At 70.3% G+C, this 18973-nt stretch carries 18 protein-coding genes; 4 read left to right on the plus strand and 14 right to left on the minus strand.

Features of this window, described 5'->3' with window-relative positions:
- The first annotated feature begins 27 nt into the window (after positions 1-27).
- Positions 28-879: a siderophore-interacting protein gene (locus FJV46_RS00760; protein WP_087030792.1), complete on the plus strand. Its 852-nt coding sequence runs from the start codon at positions 28-30 to the stop codon at positions 877-879.
- A gap of 18 nt (positions 880-897) precedes the next feature.
- Here the strand turns inward: FJV46_RS00760 and FJV46_RS00765 are convergent, their stop codons facing one another.
- From FJV46_RS00765 to FJV46_RS00810, 10 genes are all read right to left on the minus strand, one after another.
- Positions 898-2127: a cation:proton antiporter gene (locus FJV46_RS00765; protein ID WP_087030796.1), complete on the minus strand. Its 1230-nt coding sequence runs from the start codon at positions 2125-2127 to the stop codon at positions 898-900.
- A gap of 7 nt (positions 2128-2134) precedes the next feature.
- Positions 2135-2617: a cation:proton antiporter regulatory subunit gene (locus FJV46_RS00770; RefSeq protein WP_087030799.1), complete on the minus strand. Its 483-nt coding sequence runs from the start codon at positions 2615-2617 to the stop codon at positions 2135-2137.
- 110 nt (positions 2618-2727) lie between these two features.
- The gene (locus tag FJV46_RS00775) at positions 2728-3825 is read right to left on the minus strand and encodes an NAD(P)/FAD-dependent oxidoreductase (RefSeq protein ID WP_087030802.1); all 1098 of its coding nucleotides are present in this window, start codon (positions 3823-3825) and stop codon (positions 2728-2730) included.
- Between the two features lie 61 nt (positions 3826-3886).
- Complete coding sequence (locus FJV46_RS00780) at positions 3887-5188, minus strand: glycine C-acetyltransferase (protein WP_087030805.1); 1302 nt, start codon at positions 5186-5188, stop codon at positions 3887-3889.
- Positions 5189-5203: 15 nt separating this feature from the next.
- Complete coding sequence (gene tdh, locus FJV46_RS00785) at positions 5204-6244, minus strand: L-threonine 3-dehydrogenase (protein WP_087030808.1); 1041 nt, start codon at positions 6242-6244, stop codon at positions 5204-5206.
- A 241-nt stretch (positions 6245-6485) separates the two neighbouring features.
- Positions 6486-7376 carry an aminoglycoside phosphotransferase family protein gene (locus tag FJV46_RS00790; RefSeq protein WP_087030811.1) on the minus strand — a complete coding sequence of 297 codons (891 nt, stop codon included), beginning with the start codon at positions 7374-7376 and terminating at the stop codon, positions 6486-6488.
- 125 nt (positions 7377-7501) lie between these two features.
- Positions 7502-9016, minus strand: coding sequence for an Asp-tRNA(Asn)/Glu-tRNA(Gln) amidotransferase subunit GatB (gene gatB / locus FJV46_RS00795; RefSeq protein WP_087030814.1), 1515 nt, complete (start codon positions 9014-9016; stop codon positions 7502-7504).
- Positions 9016-10530, minus strand: a complete 1515-nt coding sequence (gene gatA, locus FJV46_RS00800; protein WP_087030817.1) for an Asp-tRNA(Asn)/Glu-tRNA(Gln) amidotransferase subunit GatA — start codon at positions 10528-10530, stop codon at positions 9016-9018. Before gatA ends, gatB begins: the two co-directional genes overlap by 1 nt.
- A gap of 3 nt (positions 10531-10533) precedes the next feature.
- A complete protein-coding gene (gene gatC / locus FJV46_RS00805) occupies positions 10534-10830 on the minus strand; it encodes an Asp-tRNA(Asn)/Glu-tRNA(Gln) amidotransferase subunit GatC (protein ID WP_087030819.1) in 297 nt (98 codons plus the stop codon).
- Between the two features lie 137 nt (positions 10831-10967).
- Positions 10968-11501, minus strand: coding sequence for a GNAT family N-acetyltransferase (locus FJV46_RS00810; RefSeq protein ID WP_370684700.1), 534 nt, complete (start codon positions 11499-11501; stop codon positions 10968-10970).
- A gap of 179 nt (positions 11502-11680) precedes the next feature.
- On the opposite strand from FJV46_RS00810, the gene FJV46_RS00815 reads away from it, so the two are divergent.
- From FJV46_RS00815 to FJV46_RS00825, 3 genes are read left to right on the plus strand one after another with little or no spacing between them, the layout of a single operon-like run.
- Positions 11681-12829, plus strand: a complete 1149-nt coding sequence (locus FJV46_RS00815; RefSeq protein WP_087031857.1) for a glycosyltransferase family 4 protein — start codon at positions 11681-11683, stop codon at positions 12827-12829.
- Positions 12826-13053: a hypothetical protein gene (locus FJV46_RS00820; RefSeq protein ID WP_087030822.1), complete on the plus strand. Its 228-nt coding sequence runs from the start codon at positions 12826-12828 to the stop codon at positions 13051-13053. Before FJV46_RS00815 ends, FJV46_RS00820 begins: the two co-directional genes overlap by 4 nt.
- Positions 13054-13060: 7 nt before the next feature.
- Positions 13061-13897, plus strand: a complete 837-nt coding sequence (locus FJV46_RS00825) for an SGNH/GDSL hydrolase family protein (protein ID WP_087030825.1) — start codon at positions 13061-13063, stop codon at positions 13895-13897.
- Between the two features lie 172 nt (positions 13898-14069).
- Here the strand turns inward: FJV46_RS00825 and FJV46_RS00830 are convergent, their stop codons facing one another.
- The 4 genes from FJV46_RS00830 to FJV46_RS00845 are packed head-to-tail and all read right to left on the minus strand — an operon-like array spanning position 14070 to position 18900.
- Complete coding sequence (locus FJV46_RS00830) at positions 14070-14537, minus strand: DUF2087 domain-containing protein (protein WP_087030827.1); 468 nt, start codon at positions 14535-14537, stop codon at positions 14070-14072.
- A complete protein-coding gene (locus FJV46_RS00835; RefSeq protein ID WP_232008608.1) occupies positions 14534-15415 on the minus strand; it encodes an inositol monophosphatase family protein in 882 nt (293 codons plus the stop codon). The genes FJV46_RS00830 and FJV46_RS00835 overlap by 4 nt, the downstream gene beginning before the upstream one ends.
- A gap of 13 nt (positions 15416-15428) precedes the next feature.
- On the minus strand, positions 15429-17714 hold the full coding sequence (gene ligA, locus FJV46_RS00840) for an NAD-dependent DNA ligase LigA (RefSeq protein ID WP_087030830.1): 2286 nt from the start codon (positions 17712-17714) through the stop codon (positions 15429-15431).
- Positions 17715-17760: 46 nt separating this feature from the next.
- A complete protein-coding gene (locus FJV46_RS00845; protein WP_140995566.1) occupies positions 17761-18900 on the minus strand; it encodes an SseB family protein in 1140 nt (379 codons plus the stop codon).
- Positions 18901-18973: the final 73 nt, after the last annotated feature.

An 18973-nucleotide genomic window follows, 5' to 3' on the forward strand; every position in this document is an offset into this window, starting at 1 on the left:
GCCCCCTCGAGAAAGAAGCCCTGCTCCATGTCCTCCCCCGCCCCCGCCCCCGGGTCCGCCCGCAAGCCGCCGCGCCCGCAGGCCGTGCTCACGGTCGTGGAGACGTTCTGGCTGAGCCCGCACCTGGTACGGGTGGTCGCCGGCGGTCCGGGTTTCGCGGACCTCCAGGAGTGCGACGCGACGGACATGTACGCGAAGCTGCTGTTCGCCCGGCCCGACCTCGGGCTCGTTCCGCCCTACGACCTCGCGGCGCTCAAGCAGGAACTCCCCGCGGAGGACCGCCCCGTGAAGCGCACCTACACCATCCGCTGGCTCGATCGCGATGCACAGCGCCTCGCGATCGACTTCGTGGTGCACGGTGACGCCGGGATCGCCGGCCCGTGGGCGGCAGCCGCGAAGCCGGGGGATCCCCTGGTCCTCATGGGTCCCTCCGGCAAGTGGTCGCCGGATCCCCACGCCGCCTGGCACCTGTTCGTCGGCGACGACTCCGCCCTGCCCGCGATCGCCGCCGGCATCGAAGCCCTGCCGCCCACCGCCGTCGGACACGCGTACCTCGAGGTGGACAGTCCCGCGGAGATCATCTCCCTCGACGCCCCGGCGGGTCTCGATCTGCACTGGCTGCTGCGGAACGGCCTGCCCGCCGGCACGACGACGCTGCTGGCGGACGCGGTCTCCACCGGTCCGTGGCCCGAGGGCCGGGTCGACGCCTTCGTGCACGGCGAGCGGGGTGCCATGAAGGCACTGAGGGACGTGCTGTTCACGGAACGCGGCCTCCCGCGCAGCCAGGTCTCGCTCTCCGGTTACTGGGCGTACGGGCGCGAGGAGGACACCTTCCAGGCGGAGAAGCGTGAGCCGATCGGGCAGATCCTCGAGGACTGACAGGCCTGCAGGACGCCCCTACAGGCCTTCGGGTGAGGCACCGTCCGCCCGCGGGAGGCGGAGGGTGCCCCCCTCCCGGCGTCGTCCTGCCAGGCGGTCGACCAGCCCCATGGCCGGCTCGGCGACGCGGGCGAGCACAGGACCCAGCACGGCCATGAGCAGCACGTAGGTGGTGGCGAGCGCCGCGAGGTCGGCGACCACGGCCCCCGACGCGACCGCGAGACCCGCGATGACGATCGAGAACTCGCCACGGGCCACCAGCGCGGTCCCGGCACGTGCCCGGCCGAGCCGCCCGATGCCCTGCCGCCCGGCAGCCCACCAGCCGGTCGCGATCTTCGTCACCGCGGTGACGAGCGCGAGGAGCAGGGCGAAGCCGAGCACGGGCGGGATCGACATGGGATCGGTGTTGAGACCGAAGACCACGAAGAAGATCGCTGCGAACAGATCCCGCAGCGGCTCGAGGACCCGGGCGGCGTTCTCGGCCGTCGCTCCCGAGATGGCGATGCCGAGGAGAAACGCCCCGACGGCGGCGGAGACCTGAAGCGCGGACGCAAGCCCGGCGACGAGGAGCGCAGCGCCGATCAGCGTCAGGAGGAACACCTCGCGGTCGGAGCTGTCGACGACGGCCGACACGACGTTGCCCCAGCGGAGCGCGATCACGAGGACGAGTGTCACCACGAGCAGGGAGATGCCGACCGTACCGAGTCCACCGGCGAAGCTGAGGCCCGCCAGCACGGCTGTCAGCACGGGCAGGTAGACGGCCATCGCGAGGTCCTCGAACACGAGGATCGCGAGCACAGCGGGGGTCTCACGGTTGCCGAGCCTCCCGAGGTCGCTGATCACCTTCGCGGCGATGCCCGACGAGGAGATATAGGTCACGCCGCCCATCACCAGGGCGGCGACCGGTCCCCAGCCCAGGATCACCGCGACGAGGGCGCCGGGCGTGAAATTGAGCACGAAGTCGACGATCCCCGCGAGCCATGACTGGCGAAGGCCGGTCACGAGTTCCTTCGCGGTGTACTCGAGGCCGAGCATCAGCAGGAGCAGGACCACGCCGATCTCGCTGGCCACCTCGCTGAACTCGATCACGCCCTGGAGTTCGATGAAACCGCCCTGGCCGAAGAACAGCCCCCCGATCAGGTACAACGGAATCGGCGAGAGACCGATCCGCCCGGCGAGCCGCCCGAGGACACCGAGGAACAGGAGGATGGCGCCGAGTTCGATCAGGGTCAGGGCGGTTGTGTGCACGGGCGGCTCAGCCGTTGCGCAGGATGTCCGCTGCGGCGTCGAGGCCCTCGGACGTGCCCACCACCACCAGCAGGTCGCCGGAGGCGAGGGTGAAGTCGGGCGTCGGCGACGCCTGGACCTGGCCCGCGCGCAGGACGGCCACGAGGGACGCTCCGGAGCGCGAGCGCATCCGCGTGTCGGCGAGCCGGTGCCCGTCGAAGGGGGAACCCCGCTCGATCATGAACTGGCGGGTGGAGACCCCCGGCAGGTCCCGGTGTTCCTCCGTGAGCTGGGCGACGAGCTGCCGGGAGCCGAGGAGGTTGCCGATGGTGGCTGCCTCGTCCGGCGTCAGCGGGATCGAGGCGACACAGGCATCGGGGTCGCCGGCCTTCGAGATGATGAGGTCCAGATCACCGTCGCGCTGCGCGACGATTCCCACCCTTCGACCGGAGCCCGTGACGATCTCGCGCCGCACTCCGATGCCGGGAAGGCGTGTTTCGATGACGTTCATGCGCTCATCCTAGACCTGCGCACCCCCGTCTCCCGACGCGGGCGGCCTGGTCGGGCGTCCGTTCGCCGAGGGCGTCGCCGGGGCGCGCCGGGGTGCTCCCCGCCGCCTCGTCACGACGCCCGGAGAGCCTGCGCCGCGGCCTGGATCCGGACGGAGTCTGCGCCGAGATCCTCGGGGTCCGCACCCGTGAGCAGGACGGTCGCGAGTTCGGCCATGCCCGATGACGTCTGGAACCCGTACCCGCCCTGCCCCGCGAGCCAGAAGAACCCCGGGTGGCCGGCGTCGAATCCCACGACGGGCAGGCCGGAGGCACGTTCCGTGCGCAGACCGGTCCAGGCGCGCGTGATGCCGGTGACGCCGAGATCCGCCACGGTCGCCAGGTGCTCGATCAGTCGCTCGACGTCTCCCGGATGCGGCTGGGCATCGCCCGGCTCGGCGCGCTCCACCTCGCAGGGCGAGATGAGGACACCCTCCCGATCCGGCCGGTAGTAGAAGGAGTCGTCGGCAGCGGCCACCATGGGCGTCCCGACGGGCGGCGCGTGGGTGGCGCTCACGATCGCCGCCGTCCGCCGGAACGGCACGAGCCCCTGGGGTGCGACGCCGCACAGATCGGCGACCCCGTCGGCCCAGGCACCGGCGGCGTTCACGACGACCTCCGCCGTGATGAGGCGGTAGCCGGCGCGGACACTCCAGCCCGCGCCGTCGTACCGCGCTGACGTCACGGGTGCAGCCGTCAGGATGATGACGCCGTCGTCGCTCGCGCGGCGGCGGTGGTAGTCCAAAAGCAGGTCGGTGTCCGTCCCGACACACTCCGTGTCGATGGCCGCGGCGTCGAACGCCTCGGGGCGGAGCTGCGGACACAGTGCGAGGGCCTCCGCAGGGCTGATGCGGCGCATGGACGCACTGGCCTTCGCGTCGACGTCGGCGTCCGAACCGATCAGCAGGAAGGATCTCGGGACGGTGAGCGGCAGGCCGGTGGAGGACTGGACGCCGTCGAGCAGGGCGAGCGTGCGGCGGGTGAGATCAAGCACGGGCTCGGGCCCGTAGCTGGGGATGAGCTGGCGGGCGGAGCGCGACGACGTGTGGTAGCCGAGCGAGCCCTCGGACTCGACGAGGACCACGTTGGAGAACGGCGCGAGCGCCGATGCGAGGGAGAGGCCGGCGATCCCGCCCCCGATAATCAGGACGTCGCACTCGAGGGAGCTCATGCCGTCATCCTAGGTGCACGGTCCCCCAGCCGCGGCCCGCGCCGGAGCCTGTGGAGGAGGACTAGGCGCGACCCACGTGGGCACCGGGAGCACCGGCGTCCGCCGAGTCGTCCGCTGCGCCCGCTGTGTCCGCCGTGTGTTTCGCGGCGTCCGCCGTCTCGTCCGCTGCGGCCGCGACGTCGGATCGTGCCGCGATGAACGCCTGGACGCACGCCTCGATGTCCTCGTCCGTGTGGGCCGCGGAGAGCTGCACCCGGATGCGCGCGGCACCCTTCGGCACCACGGGGTAGCTGAACGCCGTGACGAAGACACCGTGCGTGAGCATGGCATCGGCGGTGCGCGCGGCGAGCACCGCGTCACCGAACATCACCGGGATGATCGCGTGTTCGCCGTCGAGCAGCTCGAAGCCCTCCTCGCTCATCCGGCGCCGGAAGAGTGCCGCATTCGCGGTGAGGGTCTCGCGGAGCTCCCCGCTGTTCTGCACGAGATCCAGTGCGGTGAGAGTCGCGGCGACGATGGACGGCGCGAGTGAGTTGGAGAAGAGATACGGGCGGGCGCGCTGGCGCAGGAGGGCGACGATCTCGGCGCGGGCCGCGACGTACCCGCCGGACGCGCCTCCGAGCGCCTTGCCGAAGGTGCCGGTGAAGATGTCGACGCGGTGCGCCACACCGGCGTGCTCGGGGGTTCCTGCGCCCGTCGGGCCCATGAAGCCGACGGCATGGGAGTCGTCCACCATGACCATCGCGTCGTAGCGCTCGGCGAGGTCGCAGATCGCCTCGAGCGGTGCGAGGTAGCCGTCCATGGAGAAGACCCCGTCCGTGACGATCAGGCGGCGTCGGGCACCGGCAGCCTCCTGGAGCTTCGTCTCGAGATCGGCCAGATCGCGATTCGCGTAGCGGAAGCGCTGGGCCTTGGAGAGCCGGATGCCGTCGATGATCGACGCGTGGTTGAGGGAATCGGAGATCACGGCGTCCTCCGCGCCGAGCAGGGACTCGAAGACCCCGCCGTTCGCGTCGAAGCAGGAGGAGAACAGGATGGTGTCCTCGGTGCCGAGGAACTGCGAGACCCGGGCCTCGAGCTCCAGGTGGAGGTCCTGGGTGCCGCAGATGAAGCGGACGGACGCCATGCCGAAGCCACGCTCGTCGAGCGCGGTCTTCGCGGAGGCGATGATGTCCGGGTGGTCGGCGAGGCCCAGGTAGTTGTTCGCGCAGAAATTGAGCACCCTCGCATCCGCGGCGTCGAGCGCCCCGGCCGTGATGGAGCTGGATTGCGGGGAGGAGATCCGGCGCTCGTGCTTGAAGAGGCCTGCGTGGCGAATCTCGTCGAGCTCTCCGGCGAGCTGGTCGCGGACTGCTGAGTACATGGTGTTCCTGCCTCCCTAGAAGGTGGTCCAGTCGAGGACCACTTTGCCGCTCGCGCCGTCGCGCGCTGTTCTGAAACCCTGCTGCCATTCGCCGGCGGGCAGGCAATCGGTGACCACCGAGGAGACGGCCTCGCGCAGCGTCGCGTTGGACTGCAGCATGGCGCTCATCGCATACCAGGTCTCGAACATCTCGCGGCCGTAGATGCCCTTGAGGGTGAGCATGTGCGTGACCACCTTGCCCCAGTCGATCGAGATGGGGCCGGACGGCAGACCCAGCATCGCTATCCGGCCGCCGTGGTTCATGTTGTCGATCATCTCGGGCAGGGCGGTGGCGTACCCGGACATCTCCATCCCGATGTCGAAGCCCTCCTTCATGCCGAGTTCGCGCTGGGCATCTGCGACGCGCGTGCGGCTGACGTCGATGGCGAGGTCAGCGCCGACGCCGCGCGCGAGCTCCAGTCGCGGGGCGGAGACATCGGTGATCGCGATCTTCCGCGCCCCGGCGTGGCGGGCGACCGCGACCGCCATGAGGCCGATCGGTCCGGCGCCGGTGATGAGGACGTCCTCGCCGACGAGCGGGAAGCTCAGCGCGGTGTGCACGGCGTTGCCGAAGGGGTCGAAGACGGCGCCGAGTTCGGGGGTGATGGTCGCGTCGTGCACCCAGACGTTGGTCTCGGGGACGACGACGAACTCGGCGAACGCGCCGTCGCGCTGCACGCCGACGCTCGAGGTGCGGATGCACATCTGGCGGCGACCTGCGCGGCAGTTGCGGCAGATACCGCAGACGATATGGCCCTCGCCGGAGACACGGTCTCCGATGCGGACGTCGCGGATGCCCTCGCCGAGCGCGACGACCTCGCCGTAGAACTCGTGGCCGGGGATGAGCGGCGCCGAGATCATGCCCTGCGCCCAGGCGTCCCAGCTCTCGATGTGGAGGTCCGTCCCGCAGATGCCGGTCGTGATGACGCGGATCTTGACCTCGCCGAACCCTGCTTCGGGTTCGGGACGGTCGACGAGCTCGAAGCCGGGGGCTCCGGTTGTGTACAGCGCCTTCACTGGACAGTCCTTCCATGCCGCTGAGGTCCCCGGCGGGGTGGGCCGGGTGTTCCGAGCGGGACGAGTGCTGGGCGGGATCTGCCCGCAACAACACTATCAGCGCCGTGCGGACGCAGAGCCGCGGCGGGCTGCCAGGGCCGGTGGACCGCCCCTGCGGCTCTGACCCGCCGAGCCGGGCTGCCAGGGCCGGTGGACCGCCCCCGCGGCTCTGACCCGCCGAGCCGGGCTGCCGGGGCCGGGGTCAGTCGCGGAGGACTTCCGCCAGGATCCCGCGCCCGAGCTCGAGCATCGCCGGTGCATCGTCCGACGACGCCGCCAGCGCACTGCCCATGCTCACGGCCCAGCCTCGGGCACGGTCCCAGGTCGCCGCGTCCGTCGGCCGATGGCGCTCCACCTCTGCCCGGAAGGCCGACCGGCCGGATGCGTCGAAGTGCAGCCACGCCGCCGCGAGGTCGGTTGCAGGGTCACCGGCGCACAGGTCGCCGAAGTCGACGACGCCGGCCAAGCCTCCGTCCGGGCCCAGCACGGTGTTCGCCGCATGCAGATCGCCGTGCAGCCACAGGGGCGGGTCCGCGAATGCCGGAGCTGCAACCGAATGCTCCCACACCTCGAGCAGGCGCGGCGAGGCCGGCGTGCCCAGTACCGCGAGCCGCGCACGCACGACGTCGTCGCGTGCCTCGAGCGGGCCACCGCGGCCAACGGGACTGACCGGGGCGTCGGCCGGGGCAGGGCGATGGAACTCTGCGAGGAACCGTGCGAGCGGGACGGCTGCGGATGCGCGATCCCGCCGGGGTACGGAGACTCCGCTGATGCCGTCGATCCACCGGCTCACGGACCAATGCCACGGATAGGTCGAACCCGGCTGGCCGATCCGAACCGGTGCCGACGTCGGTACGGACAGGTCAGCTGCAAGACCGGGCAGCCACTGCTGCTCGGCGACCATCAGGGGCTCGGCGATTTTGCGCCTGGGCAGGCGCACCACGAGGTCCTTTCCCAACCGGAAGAGCGTGTTGTCCCATCCACCGCCCGCGAGACGCACGGGCAGGTGCGCCAGGTCCGGCGCCTGCGCGCGCAGCAGCGCGACGACCAGCCCCGGCTCGACCGTGACCTCCGCCTCGGGCATCACCGCCATCAAAACCTCCTGGAGCCAAAGCCGCGGCAACGCGTCAGACCCGGTGTACCTTCACACCGGGTCTGACGCGCCGAGCCGGGCGGACAGCGCGGGCCCGGCGGCCCGAGCCGCACCTGAGCCGAAAGCTAGCCCTCGACGCCGAGGCGCTCCAGGATGAGTTCGCGCACGCGTCCGGCGTCGGCCTGCCCGCGGGTGGCCTTCATGACACCGCCCACGATCGCGCCGACGGCCTGCACCTTGCCGCCCCGGATCTTGTCCGCGACGTCGGGCTGGGCCGCAAGGGCGCCGTCGATCGCCTCGAGCAGCGGTCCGTCGTCGGAGACCACGGCCAGGCCGCGCTTCTCGACCACCTCGGCGGGCGTACCCTCCCCGGCGAGGACGCCGTCGAGCACGTCGCGGGAGAGCTTGTCGTTGATCTTCCCCGACTCGATGAGCGCGTTGAGTTCGACGATCAGTTCGGGGCTGACACCCAGCTCGGCGGGCTCGACGTCGGCCAGCTTGGCGCGGCGGGAGATCTCGCCCATCCACCACTTGCGGGCGACGGCGGCGCTGACGCCGGCAGCGATGGTGTCCTCGATCGAGGACATGACGCCCGCGTTGACGACGTCGCGGAACTCGGCGTCGGAGTAGCCCCAGTCGGCCTGCAGGCGCTTGCGTCGCTCGGCGGGCGGCTCGGGGAGTTCGGCGCGGAGCTTCTCGATCCACGCCTCGTTCGTGACGACGGGCACGAGGTCCGGCTCGGGGAAGTAGCGGTAGTCGTCGGCGTCGGACTTGGGGCGTCCCGACGTCGTGGACCGGGTGTCCTCGTGCCAGTGCCGCGTCTCCTGGAGGATCGGCGTCCCGGTGTCGAGGACGGCGGCGTGGCGCTGGATCTCGTACCGGACGGCGTGCTCGACGGCACGCAGCGAGTTCACGTTCTTCGTCTCGGTACGGGTGCCGAACGTCTCACGTCCATGCGGGCGGAGGGAGACGTTCGCATCGCAGCGCACGTTGCCGCGTTCCATGCGGGCATCGGAGACACCGAGGTTCTTGACGATCTCGCGGATCGCCGCGACGTAGGCCTTCGCGAGTTCCGGGGCGCGCGACCCGGCCCCCTCGATCGGCTTGGTGACGATCTCGATCAGCGGCACGCCCGCGCGGTTGTAGTCCACGAGGGAGAACTCGGCACCCTGGATGCGGCCCGTGGATCCGCCCATGTGGGTCAGCTTGCCGGCGTCCTCCTCCATGTGGGCGCGCTCGATCTCCACCCTGAACACCGTGCCGTCGGTGAGCTCGATGTCGAGGAACCCGTCGTGGGCGATCGGGTCCTCGAACTGGGAGGTCTGGAAGTTCTTCGGGGTGTCCGGGTAGAAGTAGTTCTTCCGGGCGAAGTAGCACTTCTCGGCGATGCTGCAGTTCAGCGCGAGCCCGATCTTGATGGCGGATTCCACGGCCACCCCGTTGACCACGGGCAGGACGCCGGGCAGGCCGAGGTCCACCGGAGTCACGTTGGTGTTGGGGACGTCGCCGAAGGCGTTCGGCGCGGAGGAGAACATCTTGGTCTTCGTGTTGAGCTCCACGTGGACCTCGAACCCGAGCACCGGGTCGTACTTCTCCATGGCCTCGTCGAAGGAGAGGACCTCATCGGTACCAGCAGTCATTACTTTCCACCTGCAATCCCTGGAATGGCCGGAGCCTTGGCCAGCAGCGGCCCGCCCCAGCTCTCTTCGAGCAATGATTCGAGCACGGCGCCCACGCGGTAGAGCCGAGCGTCCTGCCGCGCCGGCGCGAGGAGCTGGATGCCCACGGGGAGCCCGTCCTCGTCCGCGAGTCCACCGGGCAGTGACAGCCCGGGGACGCCGGCCATGTTCGCAGGGATGGTGGCGACGTCGTTCAGGTACATGGCCAGCGGATCGTCGAGCTTCTCCCCCAGCTTGAACGCCGTGGTCGGCGCCGTCGGCGAGATGAGCACGTCGGCCTGCTCGAACGCGGCGGCGAAGTCCCGCTGGATGAGCGTGCGGACCTTCTGCGCCGACCCGTAGTAGGCGTCGTAGTAGCCGGCGCTCAGCGCGTAGGTGCCGAGGATGATGCGCCGCTTCACCTCGTCGCCGAAGCCGGCAGCGCGGGTGGCGCCCATGACGCGCTCGATGGTCGGGGCGCCGTCGGGCACCACGCGCAGGCCGAAGCGGACGCCGTCGTACTTGGCCAGGTTGCTGGAGGCCTCGGACGGCATGATGAGGTAGTACGCCTCGAGTGCGTAGCGGAAGTTGGGGCAGGAGACCTCGACGATCTCGGCACCGGCGGAGCGCAGCAGGTCGAGCGACTCGTGGAAGCGCGTGAGGACGCCGGCCTGGTAGCCCTCGCCCTGCAGTTCCTTGATGACGCCGATGCGCATGCCCTCGACCTGGCCCAGGCGGGCGGCCTCGACGAGCGCGCCGACGGGATCGGTGAGCGACGTCGAATCGTGGGGATCGTGTCCGCCGATGACCTCGTGCAGCAGGGCACTGTCGAGGACGGTGCGGGACACGGGACCGATCTGGTCGAGCGACGATGCCATGGCGATGGCCCCGTAGCGGGAGACGCCGCCGTAGGTGGGCTTCACGCCGACGGTCCCGGTGACGGCGCCGGGCTGGCGGATCGAGCCACCGGTGTCGGTGCCGAGGGCCAGGGGCGCCTCGAAGGCGGCGACGGCGGCGGCGGAGCCACCACCGGATCCACCGGGGATGCGGTCCAGGTCCCACGGGTTGCGGGTGGGCCCGTACGCGGAGTGCTCGGTCGAGGAGCCCATGGCGAACTCGTCGAGGTTCGTCTTGCCGAGGATGGGCATCTTCGCAGCTCGGAGCTTCTTCACCACGGTCGCGTCGTAGGGGCTCTGCCACCCCTCGAGGATCTTCGAGCCGGCCGTGGTGGGCTGACCTCGCGTCACGATGAGGTCCTTCACCGCGATCGGGACGCCGGCCAGCGGGTGCAGGGCATCGCCGTCGGCCCGGGCCTTGTCCACCTCGGCCGCGACGAGGAGCGCCTCCTCCGTGTTGACGTGGAGAAAGGCGTTGATGGCGCCGTCGACGGCGTCGATGCGGTCGAGGTAGGCCTGCGTCGCCTCGACGGCGGAGACCTCCTTCGCGGCGAGCTTCTGCGCGAGGGCGTCGGCGGAGAGGTGGATCAGATCTGCCATGGGTTACTCCCCGTCCAGGATCGCGGGGACCTTGAAGCGTCCGTCGGCGTTGTCGGGTGCGCCGAGCAGCGCCTCCTCGTTGCTGAGGGTGTCCCCCACGACATCCTCACGGAACACGTTGCTCAGCGGGATCGGGTGGCTGGTCGCGGGGACGTCGTCGCCCGCCACCTCGCTCACGGTCTTGATGGAGTCGACGATCACGGCGAGTTCCCCGGCCATGCGGTCGAGCTCCTCGTCGGTCATGTCGATGTGGGCGAGCTTCGCGAGGTGCGCGACGTCGTCCCGGTTGATCTCAGCCATGGATCTCCCCTGGAAGTCGGAGGTGGGTTTCTGCGTCCAGTCTAGTGCTGTCGCGCGGCGCGCCCGGCACCCCACGGACGGGTGGAGAAGAGACGCGGGGCCGGGCGGCACAACGGACGACGGCGGGTCGTGGAGCGTTACAGGGGCAGCCGGAAGACCCACAGGAGGATGTCCTCGTTGGGGACCTCCCAGTCCCGCTCGGGGACGCGGATGAAGCCCATGGACTCGTAGAGGCGGTGGGCGCGGACCATGTCGGAGCCGCTGGTCAGGCTGACGGCCTCGATCCCCGGCAGCGTGCGGGCATGCTCGACGATCCGTTCGACCATCGTGCGGCCGACGCCGGCACGCTGGATGGCAGGGTCCACGGCGAGCATCCGGAACTCCAGTTCACCCTCGACGGCGATGTCCGTGTACCGCTGGCCGGCGAAGGTCAGGGCCACGGACCCGACGACGGCGCCGCCGCGCTCGGCCACCCACACCTCGGCGTGCTGGGCACGGTGCTCGATGTCGGAGAGCACCGCGACGTAGGGATGGGCCTCGTCCGCGAAGTAGCCGGCCTCGAGGTAGGCGTCGCGGGTGATACGACGGACGTCGTCGTAGTCCTCCGTGCGGACGGGGCGGATGGTGAGGCGGGCGTCGGAGACGGCGTTGCCGGATGGTGCTGTGATCACCGGTTCATTTTGTCACGCGGGCCGGGTCGACGGCGTCCCGGTCAGGACCCTGCTTCGATGCACCCGCCCTGCACCCGCAACGATTCCGGAGGGCTCCGATGCCCGCGGTTCACCGACTCGTCGATCACCCGATGCCTCCCGGCCGTCCGATGATCAATACAGCGTGGAACGGTGAGGGGGTGAGGATCGCAATCGTCGCCGAGACGTTCCTGCCCACCGTGAACGGGGTCACCCATTCGATTCAGAGGATGCTCGACCATTTCACCGACCGCGGGGACGACGTGCTGGTGATTGCGCCGTCCAGCCCGCACACGGAGGAGTCCGGACTGGATCACGCCATTCGCGTGGAACGGCTGACATCGGTTCCCCTGGCCGGCTACAGCAGCGTTCGGTTGGCCGTCGGTGGGGTCGCCAGGGTGCGACGCATCCTCGCCGACTTCGCACCCGACATCGTCCACCTCGCCTCCCCGTTCGAACTCGGCTGGCGCGCATCGCGCGCGGCCGCCGACCTCGGCCTTCCCGTCGTGGCGGTCTACCAGACCGACGTCCCGGGATACCTGGCACGGTACGGGCTGCCCCTGCTGGAGGGCTGGGCCTGGCAGCGGGTCGAGCACATCCACTGCAGCGCGGACCGCACCCTCGCACCCTCGACATCGGCCGTCCGTCAACTGGAGGCGCGCGGCATCCCCAACATCAGGCTGTGGCGACGCGGAGTGGACACCTCCCGGTTCCATCCCGGCAGGCGGAGTCGCGCCTTCCGGGCCGGGATCGCCCCCGATGGTGTGCAGCTGCTCGGCTACGTCGGCCGCCTGGCTACCGAGAAACAGGTCCATGACCTGCGGGTTCTCGACGGCATCGACAACACCCGCCTGGTCATCATCGGTGATGGGCCGCTTCGGCCGGCGCTCGAGTCCGCCCTGCCCGGCGCCCACTTCACCGGCTTCCTCGGCGGGGAGGACTTGGCTGTCGCCGTCGCCAGCCTGGACCTCTTCATCCATCCAGGTGAGCTCGAGACCTTCTGCCAGACCATCCAGGAGGCCATGGCATCGGGGGTTCCGGTCGTGGCCACGGGGCGGGGTGGCCCGCTCGACCTCGTGGATTCATCGAGGACAGGGTGGCTGTACCGACCGGGAGACCTGGCGCAGCTGCGCAGCCGTGTCGTCGACCTCGTGGGTGACGACGCCAAGCGTGCCGCCTTCGCGCAGGCTGCCTTCGCCAGCGTGCAGGGACGGACAGGGCCCGTGCTCTGCGAGTCACTGATCCAGCACTACGAAGAAACGATGTCCGACCACGCCCTGCTTCGCCTGCGATCACGGGAGACACCATGAAGATGTCTGTTATCGGTTGCGGCTACCTCGGGGCCGTGGACGCGGCCGCGCTGTCCTCGCTGGGGCATGTGGTCACCGCGGTCGACACGGACCAGGACAAGGTCCACCAGCTGTCCGGCGGCAGGGTGCCCTTCTTCGAGCCGGGTCTTGCGGCGCTGCTCGCAGCCGGCCGGCACTCCGGCCGACGAGCGGCGGGCACCGCGAGCGCCGCTGCGGCGGTCTGATGCGGACATGACCCTCCCGGCGGGCCGCTACGTGGCACTCGGAGATTCCTTCACCGAAGGCGTGGGGGATCCTCACAAGCACCTTCCGAATGGTGTGCGCGGCTGGGCCGACCGCGTCGCGGACACGCTGGCGAAGGACCGCTCCGGGTGGGAGTACGCGAATCTGGCGATTCGCAGCAAACGCCTGAGGCAGATCGCGGCCGAACAACTGGAGCCGGCCCTGGCCATGAAGCCCACCCTGGTCACCCTCTATGCCGGCGGCAACGACGTCCTCGACGCCAGGACGAACATCACGGAGGTGCTCCGGCAGTACGAGGAGATGGTCGCTGCGCTCTCGTCCACGGGCGCCACCCTCCTCCTCTTCACGGGGTACGACATCGAGGTCACCCCGGCGCTGCGGGTCTTCCGGAGACGGAACCATGTCTACAACGAGGGCGTCCGCGGCATCGCCGCCCGGTACGACGCCGTCCTGGTGGACTATTGGCGCTTCGAGGCGTATCGCGACGCGCGGCTGTGGGCGCCGGACCGTCTGCACATGTCCAAGGCCGGACACAAGTACCTGGCGTCCCGGGTCCTCGGCATCCTCGGGGTCGAGCACTCCATGAAGCTGCTGGACCGGCAGCCTCCTCCGCCGCGGTCCCTCCTGCAGTGGGAACGCGCGCAGCGCCGCTGGGTCAACGACTGGATCGTCCCCCTGGTGCACAGGAAGATCCGTGGTGTGACGCTCGGCGACGATCTTCAGCCCCGCTGGCCCGTGCCGGTCGCCGTACCCCCTCGAGGCGGCCTCCGTCGCCTGGCGAAGTCCGGGTACAGCAGCGACGAGGGGGCGGGTCCCACCACCTGACCTGCGCCGCGGGAACCAGGGCATTCGCCGCAGGCCGGCCGCGGCACTCGGGACGGAACCACAGGGCTGGAGCGGAACCCGGTGCCGTTCGCCACGCGCCTGATCGCGCGGGTGCAGTGCTCCCCACCACGCCATGGCCGCCGCCGATCGGCAGCCGGCAACCCGGCACCCCTCAGGACGCCTCGATCACACGTCGGTAGCCGGTCCCGTCCGGGTACCGCTCCACGAGGCCGGAGTCCACGAGTGCGCGGCGCAGGGTGGGGACGTCACGGGTGACGGTCCCGAGGAGGCGATTGACCTCGGGCTCGCTGATCTCCTCCCCGGCGGGCAGCAGCCGGTCGGCGAGGTGCGCGAGCAGATCGGCCCGGTCCTGGCCCGCGCGCGGCAGGCCGTCGATCCTCCCGTCCCGGAAGAACCGGTCCACGCCCTTCGGTGTCCCGGGGGCCGCGGCCGCGAGGACGGCGGTGAACAGGCGCCCGTCGACCTCGCCGTCCGCCGTGAGGAGACCCGCATCGGTGAGACGCTGCACCTCCTTCGGTGTCGCGTCGAGTGGCTGCCCGAGGACGGCCCGAGCGTACAGCTCGCGGGACCGTTCACCGGCGAGCGTCGAGAAGATCTTCTGCCACGACGGCGCGGTCATGACGGCCCGTCGATGGAGCGGGCGGAGGTACTTGTGACGGCGGCGACCAGCTCGGCGGGCCCGGCCACCGTGACGGCAGCGAGGCGTTCGGCTTCGCCCGGACCGCCGTCGAGCATGGGCGTGAGATCCGGGCGACGAACGGCCACCCCGGCTTCCTCGGCGATCAGTGCTCCGGCCGCTAGGTCGTGCTCGTTCAGGCCGCGTTCCACGAAGGCGTCGAGCGTGCCGTCCGCCACGAGGCAGAGGTCCAGCGCGGCTGATCCGAGCCGGCGCAGGTCGCCGAACCCGGAGAGGAGGCCTCCGAGCTCGCCCACCTGCTCCGAGCGCGTCGCGGGGTCGTAGGAGAAGCCGGTGGCGAGCAAGCGGCCACGGTCCGCGTCAGGGCCGGAGAGGCGCCGCACCGAACCGTCGTCGCTCAGCCAGGCGCCGCCGCCGCGCGACGCCCAGTACACCCGGCGGAGGGCAGGGGCGTGCACGACGCCGGCGAGCCAGGTACCGGCGGCGTCGGCCACGGCCACCGAGGTGGCGTAGTAGAGGATCCCGCGGATGAAGTTGGTGGTGCCGTCGAGCGGATCGATGGACCAGCGGACCCGGTCGGCGCCCGTGGACGGCCCCGCCGGAACCGTGGTGCCCAGTTCCTCGCCCGTGATGACGTCGTGTGGCCGTGAATCGGCGATGACCCCACGGACGGCTCGCTCAGCCGCGAGGTCGAACGCCGTCACCCAGTCGCTGTCCGAGCTCTTGCTGCTCGCATCGACGGCCGCAGAGCCGCGGTGCCCGAGAACCGCGGCTCCCGCAGCGGCAGCCTGCCGGGCGAGGTGCAGGAGGGACTGGATGGAGCCCGGCTCGAGCAGCGGCTCCGCCGGCCGCGTCGTCACGTCGTCACCATCGTCACGTCGTCACCGTGGTCGCGGTATCTGGGGCTGTGCCTGTGCCGGTACCTGTGCCTGTATCTGTGCTTGTACCGGTATCTGCGCCTGTGACGCCGGCCGGGCCCAGCTCAAGCAGCTGGACGAAGCCGTCCTCGTCCAGCACTGTCACGCCGAGCGTCTCCGCCTTCTCCAGCTTGGTGCCCGCGTTCTCGCCGGCCACCACATAACTGGTGTTCTTGGAGACCGAGCCGGCAGCCTTGCCGCCTCGCGTGATGATGGCTTCCTTGGCTTCGTCGCGGTTGTACCGCTCGAGCGATCCGGTGACGACGACGGTGAGGCCCTCGAGCGTCCGGGGCGTGTTCGCGTCGATCTCGTCCTCCATGCGCACACCCGCCGCGGCCCACCGCTCCACGATCTCGCGGTGCCACTCCTCGGCGAACCACTCGGTGAGGGCTGCTGCGATCGTGGGGCCCACGCCGTCGACGTTCGCGAGTTCCTCCTCGCTCGCGGCACGGATCCGGTCCATGGACCCGAAGGCCGTGGCGAGGGCGCGGGACGCCGTCGGGCCGACATGCCGGATGGACAGCGCGACGAGGACGCGCCAGAGCGGTTGGTTCTTGGCCTTCTCGAGCTCGGTGAAGAGCTTGCGGGTGGTGGCGCTCGGCTCGGACGCTTTCTTCGCCGTGCCCTTCGAGTAGAAGTACGGGACGAGTTCGCGGTCCGTCACCACGCCCTTGACCTTCTTGTCACGCTCGATCCGCACGTCGGCGAGCTTCTCGGGCGTGAGGTCGAAGATGTCGGCTTCGGTGGTGATCGGCGGCAGCTCGGGCTCGGCGGGCTGCGTCAGCGCGATGGCTGCCTCCCAGCCGAGGGCCTCGATGTCGAAGGCCCCGCGACCCGCGAGGTGGAAGACGCGCTCACGCAGCTGCGACGGGCAGGAGCGGGCGTTGGGGCAGCGGATGTCGACGTCGCCCTCCTTGGCCGGCTGGAGGGGGGTTCCGCAGGACGGGCACTCCGTGGGCATGACGAACGCCCGCACAGAGACGGGATCCCGCAGGGCCATCACCGGGCCCACGATCTCCGGAATGACGTCGCCGGCCTTCCGCAGCACCACGATGTCACCGATCATGACGCCCTTGGCCTTCACGACCTCCTGGTTGTGCAGGGTGGCCATGCCGACGGTGGACCCCGCGACCTTGACGGGCTCCATGAGGCCGAACGGTGTCACGCGACCGGTGCGGCCGACGTTGACGAGGATGTCCAGCAGCCTGGTGTTCACCTCCTCCGGCGGGTACTTGTACGCCACCGACCAGCGGGGTACCCGGGAGGTGTGGCCGAGGGCGCGCTGGAGCGCGAAACTGTCCACCTTCACCACGATGCCGTCGATCTCGTGCAGGAGGTCGTGGCGATGGTCGCCGTAGTGCTCGATGAACGCGACGACCTCGTCCTGGTCCTTCAGCACCCTGTAGTACGGCGACGTCGGCAGCCCCCATTCCTTCAGGAGCTCGTAGGTCCCGGACTGGGTCTCGGCGGACAGACCCGTTCTGGCACCGATGCCGTGCACGTACATGTCCAGTGGACGTTCGGCCGTCATGGCCGGATCCTTCTGCCGGAGCGAACCGGCCGCTGCGTTGCGCGGATTGGCGAAGGGAGCCTTGCCCGCTGCCACCATGCGCTCGTTGAGCTGGCCGAACTCCTTCGTCGGGAAGAACACCTCGCCGCGGATCTCCACCTCCTCGGGGTGGTCGCTACCGGCAAGGTGCTTCGGGACCGATGAGATGGTGAGGACGTTGTGCGTGATGTCCTCGCCGGTGACGCCGTCGCCGCGGGTCGCGGCGCGGACGAGCTCGCCGTTGCGGTAGAGGAGGTTGACCGCGAGGCCGTCGATCTTCAGTTCGGTGAGCCACTCGATGGCCGCACCGGGGTTGCGCTGCTCCACGCCGGCCGCGGCGCGGTCCAGCCAGACCTTCAGCTCGTCGAGGGAGAAGACGTCCTCGAGACTGTACATGCGGGCGAGGTGGTCCACGGGCGTGAACGCGGAGGAGACCTCGCCGCCCACCTCCTGGGTCGGCGAGTCGTTGGACACGAGCTCCGGGTGGAGAGCCTCGAGTTCCTCCAGTCGCCGGAACAGGGCGTCGAACTCGGCGTCGGAGACCGTGGGGGCCGCGTCCTGGTAATAGGCGATGCGGTGCGCACGGATCGCCTCGGCGAGCTGCGCGTACTCCTCGCGGAGCTGGTCGCTGGGAGGTGCGGGCTGCTCTGCGGTGGGGGTCTCTCCCGGCGCGCTGTCAGGTTCTGGGGTCACTTTCCCATCTTGCCCTACCCTCCTGTGCCGGGCTACCGGCCGGCCCTCAGCCTCTCTCGAGGGATGGAGTGCCGAGGAGATGCCAGATCTGGAAGGATCCGACGGACGCCGACGGGCCAGCCGGGTCGATCAGCATCCCACCCAGCCGCTGATCGAACACCAGCTGCGCCACCCGACCAGGCGTGAACGCTCGTACCGCTGCGGCAGGATCATGGGCCGCGACCTCGGCCGCAGAGGTGAAGACGGCCAGCTGCGTCACGGTCGAACCGGCTCCGCCCCCGCTCACGGTGATCGGCTGCTTCCTCCCATCACGCTCGACCTCGCCGAGGAACACGCGTGAGTCACCCAGCATCGCCGTGAACAGCTCCTGCTGCGATCCCTGGCGCAGGATCGCCTCCCGGAGGGCATGATTGGGCGGACCCTGCAGGGCGAACTCGAGATCGGGGCGCGCCAGCGCACAGGTAGGACCCGCCGGATTCACATAGACCCAGTCCGCTCCCGTGTCCTTCAGCGCGGTCTGCAACGCCGAGGCACCCGGCATCGCCAGGGACTGCGGCTCCCCCGCGGCGTCCGGCTGACCGGCGACGAATCGTGCGAGGTCCGCCTGAGCCGTGAACACACCCAGCGCCGTCAGGCCGTTCGCTCCGACGAATCCACGCAGGACGGGCGAGGCCGCGTCGGATCCGGTCACGTCGAGCAGCAGCTCGCCCGTCAGGCAGGCACGGAGCACCTCGATCATGGTCCGCTGGTCGGGTCGCTCCGCGAACTGCGCGACGGCGTGGGCCACCCGATCGTTCCCCACCTCGCCCTCGGTGCGCGGCCTTGTCCAGAAACGACCGGTCTTCGCGCTCTCCACCACCTCCGCCAGCGGCCCCGGCACGGACCTGAACACCACGTGGACGGCGCCGTCGTCCGCCGTGAAGTGGTCCAGCGCGCGGTCCACGGCGTACAGCACCTCCGGGACGGAACCCCGTCCGTCCGGAGCGGGGGCCTGGCGCACGACGGCCTCGACGCGAGCGGACTCGCCGAGTGTGACGGCCCACAGCCCGGTGCCGTCCACGAAGTGCAGCGGCAGTCCACACTGCTCGAGGAAGGTGGTCACGGGCGTGTGCGCTGCGGCGTCGAACCACTGTTCGGCAGAGTCAGCGCCGTCGGGTTCCATGAGTCGGGGCACTGCGACACTCACACGCACGACACCATCTCCTTGGCTGCCGGCGCGGGCTCCTTGGCTGCCGGCGTGGGCGTGCACCGGGGACGGG

Source organism: Arthrobacter agilis (assembly GCF_006494655.1).
Classification (GTDB): Bacteria; Actinomycetota; Actinomycetes; order Actinomycetales; family Micrococcaceae; genus Arthrobacter_D; species Arthrobacter_D agilis.